Annotated in this window: 7 protein-coding genes; 5 read left to right on the top strand and 2 right to left on the bottom strand. The window is 66.8% G+C overall.

Annotated features, from left to right (window positions below; translation table 11 throughout):
- Window positions 1-218: 218 nt before the first annotated feature.
- Window positions 219-554 (bottom strand): DUF6481 family protein, encoded by a 336-nt coding sequence (locus tag VH567_RS02225; protein WP_056058003.1) that lies wholly within the window; start codon window positions 552-554, stop codon window positions 219-221.
- A gap of 296 nt (window positions 555-850) precedes the next feature.
- Here VH567_RS02225 and VH567_RS02220 point away from each other — a divergent pair, with 296 nt between their 5' ends.
- Both VH567_RS02220 and VH567_RS02215 read left to right on the top strand, forming a co-directional pair.
- On the top strand, window positions 851-2,461 hold the full coding sequence (locus VH567_RS02220) for a hypothetical protein (protein WP_423322796.1): 1,611 nt from the start codon (window positions 851-853) through the stop codon (window positions 2,459-2,461).
- Between the two features lie 82 nt (window positions 2,462-2,543).
- Window positions 2,544-5,282, top strand: a complete 2,739-nt coding sequence (locus VH567_RS02215) for a TonB-dependent receptor domain-containing protein (protein ID WP_423322794.1) — start codon at window positions 2,544-2,546, stop codon at window positions 5,280-5,282.
- A gap of 161 nt (window positions 5,283-5,443) precedes the next feature.
- Here VH567_RS02215 and VH567_RS02210 read toward each other — a convergent pair whose 3' ends face one another.
- Window positions 5,444-6,100: a prolyl hydroxylase family protein gene (locus VH567_RS02210; RefSeq protein ID WP_423322792.1), complete on the bottom strand. Its 657-nt coding sequence runs from the start codon at window positions 6,098-6,100 to the stop codon at window positions 5,444-5,446.
- Between the two features lie 135 nt (window positions 6,101-6,235).
- On the opposite strand from VH567_RS02210, the gene VH567_RS02205 reads away from it, so the two are divergent.
- From VH567_RS02205 to VH567_RS02195, 3 genes are read left to right on the top strand one after another with little or no spacing between them, the layout of a single operon-like run.
- Window positions 6,236-7,054: a type II secretion system protein N gene (locus VH567_RS02205; protein ID WP_423322790.1), complete on the top strand. Its 819-nt coding sequence runs from the start codon at window positions 6,236-6,238 to the stop codon at window positions 7,052-7,054.
- Window positions 7,051-9,258, top strand: coding sequence for a type II secretion system secretin GspD (gene gspD / locus VH567_RS02200; protein ID WP_423322788.1), 2,208 nt, complete (start codon window positions 7,051-7,053; stop codon window positions 9,256-9,258). The genes VH567_RS02205 and gspD overlap by 4 nt, the downstream gene beginning before the upstream one ends.
- Window positions 9,255-10,916, top strand: coding sequence for a GspE/PulE family protein (locus VH567_RS02195; RefSeq protein ID WP_423322786.1), 1,662 nt, complete (start codon window positions 9,255-9,257; stop codon window positions 10,914-10,916). Before gspD ends, VH567_RS02195 begins: the two co-directional genes overlap by 4 nt.
- Window positions 10,917-11,097: the final 181 nt, after the last annotated feature.

The raw sequence follows: 11,097 nt of genomic DNA, 5'->3' as shown, positions 1-11,097 counted from the left end.
GCCTTCGCGGGAGAACAAGTAATGGGGAGCTACGCCCAAACCAAGATATCACCCCGGCGGAGGCCGGGGCCCAGTTGGGGGACGCCGCCAACTAAGCGCTTCGCGCCGTTACTGCGACCTCTCCACCTGGGCCCCGGCCTTCGCCGGGGTGGTGGCTCGCGTCAGGCGAGCAGCTGGTAACGTATCAGAGCGGGGCGGCCACTAGCCGCCCCCTTAAATCACTTCTTCTTGTTCTTCCGCGCCGCATACTTCGCGTCACGGATCGCCTTCTTCTCCGCGTCGGTCAGCTCGACCTTCGCCTCGGCCTCGCGCTTCTTCGCAGCAGCCGCCTCGGCCTCGGCCTTCTTCGCAGCCTTGGCTTCGTCCTCGGCAGCACGCTTCGCAGCGCGCTTTTCGCGCTCGGCGAGTTCCTTGGCTTCGCGTGCGGCGAGACGCTCGGCGACGACCGCCTCGTCGATCGGCGGCTTGGCACGGAGCGCCTCTAGCGCCTTCTGCTTGGCGGCGGCTGCGCTGCTCGTGCGGTCCTGGAAGCTGGGGTCCTTGAAAGAGGCCATTGTCGTAGAATAATCCTGTAATATCGGTCTGGCCGCCCGGACGCAGGAATGCGCGGGCAGTGACTCTGGCTGCGCCTGTAAATCATCGCGCGCCGGATCGGAAGAGATGTGTTCGCACCCGCTGCTTTCAAGGCCCGCGACGCTTGCAGTGTCATCATTACGTCACGCGACAGTCACGCAAGCGTCATCCAAATCGCATCGTAGCGTCACGTGCTCCGCATAGTCGGCTAATCGAGGTCGGCAGGGGGGAGCCTGAGTCGATCCATCAGATCAACGATTTCGACCGGGAGTCTCCAATGACCACGCACGCGCCCCTAATCAAACGTATCGGCCACGTCCTGCTCGCCGGCACCGCCTGTGTCGCGCTGTCGGGCTGTGGTGGTGCGGACAGCGTCGCGTCGCCAGGCGAAGGCGTGATCGTCATTCCCGGTACGCCGACGCCTAGTCCCACGCCTACGCCTACGCCGACGCCGACCCCAGGCACGCCCGCGGCGTCTTGCCCGACCGGCACCACCGATGTCGGCATCCTCGGCGCCTATCGCTCGTGCCGCTTGCCGTCGCTGATCACCTCCGCGCTCAGCCTGCCCAAGGTCGCAGGCGTCGCCTATGAAATCAACGGCCGCGTCGATGTCGGCGTCGACATCGGCGGTGCCGGCACCGCGCCGTCGGGCATCGCCACCACGCTGACGATCGCCGCCGGCTCGCTGGTCTATGCGAACACCACCAACGCCGATAACGACTATATGGTCGTCAACCGTGGCTCGAAGCTGATCGCCGAGGGTACCGAGACGCAGCCGATCATCTTCACCGCGCAGGCCAATCTGACCGGCGGCGTGACCGATGAATCGCAGGGCCTGTGGGGCGGCATCATCCTCGCCGGTCGCGCACCGATCTCGAACTGCAACACGACCGTCGCCGGCGGCACCGCAGCCTGCGAGAACGTCGTCGAGGGCACCAGCACCGCACTCTACGGCGGCGCGATCCCGACCGACAACAGCGGCACGATCCGCTACGTTCAGATCCGCTATTCGGGCACCGTCATCAGCCCGAACAACGAGTTGCAGGGCCTGACGCTGGGCGGCACCGGGTCGGGCACCGTGCTCGACCACATCCAGGTCCACAACAGCTCGGATGATGGCATCGAGATCTTCGGCGGCCGCAGCAACCTGCGCTATCTGGCGCTGACCGGGTCGGACGACGACGGCCTGGATACCGACGTCGGCTGGCAGGGCTTCGTGCAGTTCGTGCTCGCGATCCAGAAGCCGATCAATACGCAGGGCGACAATTACTCGACCGAGATCGACTCGAACGGGTCGGAAGACGCGTTGCCCCGCCAGGCGTACACGCTCGCCAACTTCACCTTCATCCAGACCTCGACCGCAACCAACGCCGCGATCCGCCTGCGCGGTGGTGCCGATGCGACTTTCGTCAACGGCATCGTCAGCAACCCGAGCAGCGCCTGCCTGAACGTCATCGCCGGTGCCGATGCGGGCGGCAAGACGACGATCCGCCCCGCCGATGCGACGCTGCAGGACAAGGGCCCGCCAGTGTTCAACTCGGTCGTCTTCAGCTGCGCCACGCCGTTCGCCGAAACCGCCGTCAACGGCGTGACGGTGACGACCGCCGAGCAGCAGGCACTGTTCCGCGCCGGCACCAACAACACGGAGAGCGCCGCAGTCGGTTCGGCCGTCACCGGCATCTTCCTGCCCGCCGGCGTGTCGTCGACCACGACCGCGTTCAACGCCTCGACGCTCAACCCGTCGGGCACGTCGTTCCTGGTCCCGACCACCTATGTCGGCGCGGTCAACGGCACCACCGACACCTGGTACCGCGGCTGGACGTGCAATTCGAACCGCGCGAACTTCGGCACCACCAGCAGCGCCTGCACGGCTCTGCCGACCAGCTGATCCGATCGACGAACTATCATGCGCGGGGGGCGGGGGCCCGCCGCGCACTCCTGAAAGAATTCCTCTTGTTGCCGGGGCAGCCATGAAGTCATCCGTTCTCGTCTCCGTCCTTCTCGGGACGACGACCTTCGTGCCTGCGCACGCGCTGGCGCAATCCGCCCCGGCGGCCAGCCCCTCGGGCAGTGTGGTGTCACCGCAGGCGGGCACGCCGGTCGAGGCGCGCAACGATCCGGCCGCTCAGGCGGAACAGGCGCAGGAGCAGGTCGACGTCTCGACTCCCGGCGGCAATTCCGGCGGCGAGGACATCGTCGTCATCGGCCGCAACATCCCCAACGCGATCCGCGCCACCGCCGAAGTCGTCAACGTCCTGTCGAGCGCCGACATCGCGCGCACCGGCGAGGGCGACATCGCCGGCGCGTTGCAGCGCGTCACCGGGCTGTCGGTGGTCGGCAACGGCTTCGTCTATGTCCGCGGGCTGGGCGACCGGTATTCGTCGTCGCTGCTGAATGGCCTGCCGCTGCCTTCGCCCGAGCCGCTGCGCCGCGTCGTCCCGCTCGATATCTTCCCGACCAACGTCGTCGCCTCCGCGCTCGTGCAAAAGAGCTATTCGGTCCAGTATTCGGGCGAGTTCGGCGGCGGCGTCATCAATTTGACGACCAAGGCGGTCCCCGAAAAGACCTTCTTCCAGTTCGGCGGATCGCTCGCGGCGGACACCGTCACGACCAGCGAACTCGGCTACGTCTATAATGGCGGCAAGCACGACTGGACCGGCTTCGACAGCGGCGAGCGCAAGGTGCCCGGCGTCATCAAGACCGCGGGCGTCGCCGGCACCTCGCTGGCGGGCGCGCAGATTCTCGACCTGTCGAACGCCAAGACGTCGCTGCTCCAGCAGAACAACCAGCTGCCCGCAAACTGGTCGGGCGAGACCAGCTTCGGCACGTCGGCCGATATCGGCAGCACCCGCGTCGGCGTGATCGCCGCGGCCGGGATCAGTAACAGCTGGCGGACGCGCGACACGCGGCAACAGGTCACCGACGACGCCGGCGGCATCCTGCGCCGCGATTTCCAGACTGTGCTCACCGACAACCGCGCGATCGTCAACGGCCTGCTCGGCTTCGGCGCGGAATTCGGCGAGAACAAGATCCGCTGGACCAATCTCTACATCCACGACACGCTGAAACAGGGCCGCCTCAGCGCGGGCAACACCGACAATATCGGTATCCCGTCGCCCTACGGCGTGCCCGCGTTCATCGTCCAGAACACCAGCTGGTTCGAACGCGAGCTGATCGATTCGCAGCTCGCGGGCGAGTTCAAGTTCGGGAACTTCGCACTCGACACGCGCGGCAGCTACGCCAAGACCAAGCGCAATTCGCCGTACGAGCGCCAGTTCACCTATGAATACAACGTCGCGGCGGGCGATTACATCAACCGCCTGAGTGGCCTGCAGAGCGCGACCATCGCGTTCAGCGAGCTCGACGAGACGCTGTGGACCGGCCAGGCGAACCTCACTTGGAACGTGCCGTTCGACCGGCCGTTCGCGCTGTCGGTCGGCTATGCCTATTCGGACACCGACCGAAGCTCGAGCCGCTACACCTTCCGCTACCAGACGACGGGCAACGTCGCGCTGAACGACGCCGTCGCGCAGCAGCGCCCCGACTTCCTGTTGTCCGACTTCAACCTCCAGACCTACGGCATCGGCCTCGCCAATACCTGCGTGGCGCCGACGTGTGCACCGACCTACGACGCCTCGCTCCGCGTCCACGGCGCCTACGGCCAGGTCGAGGGTGAGATTGTCGATGGACTGCGCGCCAGCGTCGGCCTGCGTTACGAGGATGCGCTCGAAACGGTGATGCCAGGTGGTGGTGCCGCAGTCGCGCTCGCCTCGACCCGCCTGTCGCGCTCCTATCTACTGCCCGCAGTAACGGTCACCTGGAACTTCGCGACCGACATGCAGCTCCGCGGTCACATGTCGAAGACGCTCGCGCGCCCGCAGTTCCGCGAACTCGCACCGCAGCTGTATCAGGATTTCGAAAGCGACCGGTTGTTCTTCGGCAACCCGTTCCTCCAGGATTCACAGCTCTACAACGGCGAGCTCCGCTACGAATGGTATTTCGCCAAGGACCAGCGCTTCAACCTCGCCGGTTTCTACAAGCGGATCGACAACCCGATCGAGGCGGTCGCGTTCTTCCCGGCGGGCAGTGACACGATCCAGACCGGCTTCGCCAACGCACCGCGCGCGAATTTGTACGGCGGCGAGGTCGAGCTGCAGAAATACATCCCGCTCGACACGCTCGGCGACGGCTTCTTCGCCACCCGCCGCCTCGTCGCGATCGCCAACTACACCTACACGCATTCCGAACTGAAGGTCGGCAACCAGCAGATCGCCAGCCCGATCCAGGGCAATGGCAGCGTCGCCACGCTGCTGCCCGCCAACGTGCTGTTCCAGAACGGCGCGGCGCTGACCGGCCAGTCCGACCATCTGGTCAACCTGCAGCTCGGCATCGAGGACAAGGAAAGCCTGTCGCAGCTGACGTTCCTGTTCAACTATGCGAGCGAGCGCGTGACCAATCGCGGCCCGGTCGGCGGCGGCGGCGGCATCCGCCTGCCCGACCTGATCGAAAAGCCCGGCATCCGCTTCGACGTCGTCGCGCGGCAGGGGATCGACGTGGCGGGCAAGCAGATCGAGGTGAAGTTCGAAGGCCGCAACCTGACGGGGACGGGGTATCGCGAGTACCAGACCTTCTCGAACGGCACCGAAGTCGACATCAACCGCTACAAGCTCGGCCGGGTGTTCACTCTCGGCGCGAGCGTCCAGTTCTAGGGGCGGGAGTTCCCTCGCGCGCCACCACCCCGGCGGAGGCCGGGGCCCAATTGGCAAGGTGGACGTAATGGAGCGGTGCGCTTTGTCATTGCCGTCCCCCAATTGGGCCCCGGCCTCCGCCGGGGTGGTGTGAGCGTATGAGGCCGACTGACCCCCACGCCTCACCCCCAAGCCTTCTCCCGAAACCATTTCGTGATCACATACTTCACCCCTGCGCGCACCTTCATCCCATGATGCAGCGTCGCCGCATTCAAGCTCCCGTCCGCACGCCGGTTGTTCCACGCGAGCAGTTTGCCCGTCTCCGGCTGGACGATCTTGTCGATCGCCTTGAACCGCGTCGCACCACCCGCCTCAGGCTGGTTGAGATAGACCATCACGGTCCAAGTCCGGTTCCCCGCGACCCCGCAATAGCGCTGGTAATCGACGCCGTTCGGCTCGAAATAATCGGTGTGGCCCTTGAACTCCTGCCCGACGGCATAGCGTTGCCCCTGCAACGGTTCGCCGTGGCGGCCGTCGAGCCCAGTCAGCGCAAGGATCCGACGCTCGACCTCGATCACGACCGGATCGTCCGCCGACAGATCGCCCGTCTCGCTCGTCCGATAACTCAAATCACCGTTCGAATCGGAGATCGTCGACGGCCGCCGCACCGCATCGATCCGCTCGATCAGCGCCGCGCACAGGTCTGGCGGCAGGAAGTCCTTCCGCACGAACAGGTCGAGTTTCGCGCTCGGCACCCGCTGCACGCCCGGCACCGACAGCCGCGCGATGACCGGTTCGGGGGGCAGGCCGGAGCCGCTGGAGGGGAGTTGCTCGGACATCCGCGTCTTCTGCCAACCCTGGAGACGGAGCGCTACCCCATCGGAATGCGGACAACCGACGCGCAAGCCATTGACGCGGAATTGTAACATGGCATGCCTACGCGACGAGATGCGGGAAAATGGGGTGGGTCGCGGATGCGATTGAAGCTGGACGCGCGGGCGCGCCGTATCTTGCGGCGTATGCCGGTCGTGAATGTCTATAGTGTCGTCGAACTCGCGCTGCTGGCCGGGCTGGCGGTGCAGTGCGCGCGGCTGGCCTGGACGATCGTGACGCCGATCACGCCGCTCGGCGACTGGCGCCCCGCTGCGCCGGTCGTGGTCGGCTCGCCCGCCGACATCCTCCGCGGCTTCGATCCGTTCTTCCGTCTCGGCGGCGCGGCAGGCCAGCCCTCGACCGTGACGTCGCTGCAACTCACCTTGTTCGGCACGCGCATGGACGAGGCGATGGGCCGCAGTTCGGCGATCATCGCCGGCCCCGACGGCGTGCAGCAGAGCGTGGCGATCGGCGACGAGATCCAGCCGGGCGTGCGGCTGAAAGCGGTCGCGTTCGACCACGTCACGATCGACCGCGGCGGCGCCGACGAAGACCTGTTCCTCGATCAGTCCGGCGCCGTGACCCCGGTCGCGCCCGGCGCAGCACCAGCGGGCGCGCCAGCCCCCGCGGTCGGCATCCCGGTCGCGCAGCTTCGCAGCGAGATCGGTTTCATCCCGCGCATCGACGGCGGCCGCATCAGCGGGCTCACCGTCCGCGCGCAAGGCACGGGCAATGCGTTTCGCTCGGCCGGGCTCAAGGATGGCGACGTCGTCACCTCGATCGGCGGTCGCCCGGTTTCCGGCCCAGGCGATCTCGACCGCATCGCCAAGGATTTCGCGGGCGGCGGCAACGTCCCCATCACCGTAGAACGCGGCCAGGATACCCTGCCGCTCGCCATCACGATCGCGCCACCCCAATGAAAAAACTGTTTCTCGGCCCCGTCGTGGCCCTCGCGCTCGCCGCCGGCGTCCATGCCCAGACCACGCTAAACGTTCGCGACGCCGACATCCGCGCGTTCATCGCCGATGCCGCCAAGGTCACCGGCCGCACCTTCATCATCGACAACCGCGTCGCCGGCAAGGTGACCGTGGTCACTGACCGACCGCTGTCGCGCTCCGAATATTTCGAGGTCTTCCTCTCGACCTTGCGCGCTAACGGCCTCGTCGCGGTACCGACCTCGAACGGGGCGTTCCGCGTCCAGCCGCTCGACAACGCCGCCTCGCAGCCGAGCCGAATCGGTGTCGCAGGCGCCGCGCGCAACAGCTACGTCACCGAGATCGTCCGCCTCCGCGCGATCGACGCGCAATCCGCGGTCGAAACCGTCCGTCCGCTGGTCAGCGCGCAAGGCTCAGTCAGCGCCAACCGCGGCGGCAACAGCCTCGTGGTCGTCGATTTTGCCGACAACATCCGTCGCATCCGCGAAGTCCTCCGTCGTATCGATACCGACACGTCGTCGACCCGCGTCGTCGCGCTTAAGAACGCCAGCGCCAAGGAAATCGCTACCGCGCTTCAGGGCTTGATCGGCACGGGCACCGGAGGCGGGCAGGGGGGCGCCGCCGCGACCGGCCCGAGCGCCTCGGTCGTTGCCGTCGAAGGGTCGAACGCGGTTGCGTTGCGCGGCGACCCGACCACCGTCGCCCGCCTCGCGCAGGTCGCCGCCGATCTCGACCAGAAGGCGCGGAACGGCACCGAGATCAAGGTCGTATTCCTTGAGAACGCCGACGCCGAACAGTTGCTGCCGGTCCTGCAGGAACTCGTCGGCCAGACCCCGACCCAGCCTGTGCAGACCGCACTCTCCCGCTCCAATTTCGGATCGAGCAGCACCAACGGGGCGTCCGGTGGCCAGTCGAACATCTCGCAGCCACAGGTCAATCAGTCGACGCCGACCTCGGGCGGTTCGTCCGGTTCCGGTCAGCCCGCGATCACCGCGGCCGGCGGCAAGACTGCCGCGGTCGTCACGCGCTTCGCCGGCGCCAACGCGATCGTCATCGCCGCCCCCGCCGAGATCCAGCGCCAGCTGAACGAGGTCGTCCGCCAGCTCGACACCCGCCGCGAACAGGTACTGGTCGAGGCGATCGTCGCCGAAGTCTCCGATTCGACCGCCAGGACGCTCGGCGCGCAGTTCATCGTCGGCGATCCGAGCGGCGGCGCATTCGGCGCATCGACCTTCTCCAATTCCGCGCCGAACATCCTGCAGATCGCCGGCGCGATCGGCGCGACGCAGCTCAACACCTCGAGCACCACGACCACCAACACCGACGGCAGCACGACCGTCACCAAGACCACAAGTGCCGCCGCGGATACGCTCCAGCAGTCGGCGATCGCCTCGATCCTCGGCGCGGCGGGCGGGTTCGGCGGGTTCGGCGGCAAGATCGGCAGCACCTTCTTCGGCGCGATCATCAACGCGGTGAAGAGCGACACGACCTCGAACCTGCTGCAGGTCCCGCACCTCGTCACGCTCGACAACCAGGAGGCGCACAGCCTCGTCGGCCAGGAGATCCCGATCACCACGGGGCAGGCGCTCAGCACCAATTTCGACAACGCCTTCCGCACCACGCAGCGCCAGAATGTCGGCATCGAGCTGACCGTGCGACCACAGGTGAATTCGTCGGGCACGGTGAAGCTCAACCTACGCCTCGAGGTCAGCTCGATCGCCGGTCCGGTGTCGAGCGACAACAGCGACCTGATCCTCAACAAACGCGAGGTCGAGACCGTCCGCACCGTCGACGACGGCCAGATCGCGGTGATCAGCGGGCTTCTCGATGACAATGAACGCCGCACGATCGAGAAGATTCCACTGCTCGGCGACCTGCCTGTGCTCGGCCATCTGTTCACGTCGAAGGCGAAACAGCGCTCGAAGACCAATTTGATGATCTTCATCCGCCCGACCATTTTGCGTACTGCGGAGGACAGCCGCCGCCTGACCGAACAGCGCTACGGCTATGTCCGCCTGCAACAGGGCCTGCAGGAGCCGGGCGCCGAGCCATCGATCGACCAGCTCGTCCGCGACTATATGGGCGCCGCCCCGCCGATCCCGAGCGCACCAATACCCGGCAACATCGAGGACCCCCGCATCGCCGTTCCGGTCCGCACCTCGACAATCATCGCGCGCCCGAAGAAATGATCATCCGCGAAGGCCATGAGATCGACGCCTCTGCTCCCCTCCCGCCTGCGGGAGGGGTCGGGGGAGGGCCTGGCTTGATCGCAGACGAAGCGTCCGGGGGCTATGTCATTCCCTCCCCCAACCCCTCCCGCGAGCGGGAGGGGAGCAGTGAAGCGTTATCGTCGCTAGACCTTCCCCAGATCACCATCCCCTACGCCTTCGCGCGAAAGTTCGGCGTCGTCGTCGACCACACCGACACCGATTCCCACCTCACGATCGCGATGCGTGCTGGCGCTGACCCCAAGGTCCTGCTCGAACTCCGCCGCTACCTCGCCCGCCCGTTCGACGTGACCTTCGTCGAGCAGATCGCCTTCGACCGCCTCCTGTCGAACGTCTACGCGATGGACGGCCAGGCCAACGCGCTCGCCGCGGTCGGGATGGGCGACGAACTCGACCTGCTCGCCGGCGACATGCCGACCGCGGAGGACCTGCTCGACACCGCCGACGACGCGCCCGCGATCCGCCTGATCAACGGCATCATCGCCGACGCCGCGCGCAACGGCGTGTCGGACATTCACATCGAGCCCTACGAGACCGGCCTCGTCGTTCGGATGCGGATCGACGGCGTGCTGCGCGAGACGCTGCGCATGCCGCCCAACGTCGCGCCGGTCGTGGTCAGCCGCATCAAGGTGATGGCGCGGCTCGACATCGCCGAGCGCCGCGTCCCGCAGGACGGCCGCATGGGGCTGACGTTGGGCGGCAAACTGCTCGACGTCCGCGTCTCGACGCTGCCTTCACGGGCAGGGGAGCGCGTGGTGCTGCGTATCCTTGACAAGGAAAACGCCGGCATCGACCTCGAAGCGCTCGGCCTCCCGGCCGCACTGTTCGCGCTGCTGAACGAAGCACTGAGCGAGCCGAACGGCATCATTCTCGTCACCGGCCCGACCGGTTCGGGCAAGACCACCTCGCTATATGCGGCGCTGCGCCTGCTCAACGACGGCAGCCGCAATATCCTGACGGTCGAGGACCCGGTCGAGTACGCGGTCGACGGCGTCGGTCAGACGCAGGTGAACCCCAAGGTCGGCCTGACCTTCGCGGCGGGCCTGCGCGCGATCCTCCGCCAGGATCCCGACGTCGTGATGGTCGGCGAAATCCGCGACCGCGAGACCGCCGAAATTGCGGTCCAGGCGTCGCTGACGGGGCATCTCGTGCTGTCGACGGTCCACACCAACGACGCGATCGGCGCGATCACCCGCATGCGCGACATGAAGGTCGAGAGCTTCCTGCTCGCCTCGACGCTGCGCGCGGTGATCGCGCAGCGGCTCGTCCGCCGCCTGTGCCCGACGTGTCGAAAAGCCGTACCTGCCTCGGACACGGTAGCCCCGTTGCTCGGCATCGCCCCCGAAGCGACCGTCTACGTCGCACAAGGCTGCGAAGACTGTAACCAGACCGGCTACAAGGGCCGCATCGGCGTGTTCGAGGCGGTCCGCATCGACGACACCATCCGCCGTCTGATCAACACCGACGGCCACGAATCCGAGATCACCGCGCACGCCTTCGCGAAGTCACCGAACCTCGCGCAATCAGCCCGCGACCTCGTCCTGTCCGGCCAGACAACGGCCGAAGAAGCCGTCCGCGTATCCCGCCGCGATACGACCGAGATCGTGGAAAATGCGTAACGTCCTGAAATTCCTCCCCGGAACGGGGAGGGGGACCAGCGCAGCTGGTGGAGGGGGTTCACCGCGCGCGCACCGCCTGACATCATCCGCCACGGCACCGCGCGCACGATCCCCACAACTGGAACGTTCGCGGTACGCCCCCTCCACCACCGCTACGCGGCGGTCCCCCTCCCCTTGCAGG

This window comes from Sphingomonas sp. 4RDLI-65, from assembly GCF_049472435.1.
Taxonomy (GTDB): domain Bacteria; phylum Pseudomonadota; class Alphaproteobacteria; order Sphingomonadales; family Sphingomonadaceae; genus Sphingomonas.
This window is presented reverse-complemented; position numbering and strand designations above follow the sequence as displayed.

What these genes read in the sequence shown, in the direction of transcription:
- VH567_RS02225 (WP_056058003.1), bottom strand. Translation starts at nt 554, where the DNA reads ATGGCCTCTTTCAAGGACCCCAGCTTCCAGGACCGCACGAGCAGCGCA.
- VH567_RS02220 (WP_423322796.1), top strand. Translation starts at nt 851, where the DNA reads ATGACCACGCACGCGCCCCTAATCAAACGTATCGGCCACGTCCTGCTC.
- VH567_RS02215 (WP_423322794.1), top strand. Translation starts at nt 2,544, where the DNA reads ATGAAGTCATCCGTTCTCGTCTCCGTCCTTCTCGGGACGACGACCTTC.
- VH567_RS02210 (WP_423322792.1), bottom strand. Translation starts at nt 6,100, where the DNA reads ATGTCCGAGCAACTCCCCTCCAGCGGCTCCGGCCTGCCCCCCGAACCG.
- VH567_RS02205 (WP_423322790.1), top strand. Translation starts at nt 6,236, where the DNA reads ATGCGATTGAAGCTGGACGCGCGGGCGCGCCGTATCTTGCGGCGTATG.
- gspD (WP_423322788.1), top strand. Translation starts at nt 7,051, where the DNA reads ATGAAAAAACTGTTTCTCGGCCCCGTCGTGGCCCTCGCGCTCGCCGCC.
- VH567_RS02195 (WP_423322786.1), top strand. Translation starts at nt 9,255, where the DNA reads ATGATCATCCGCGAAGGCCATGAGATCGACGCCTCTGCTCCCCTCCCG.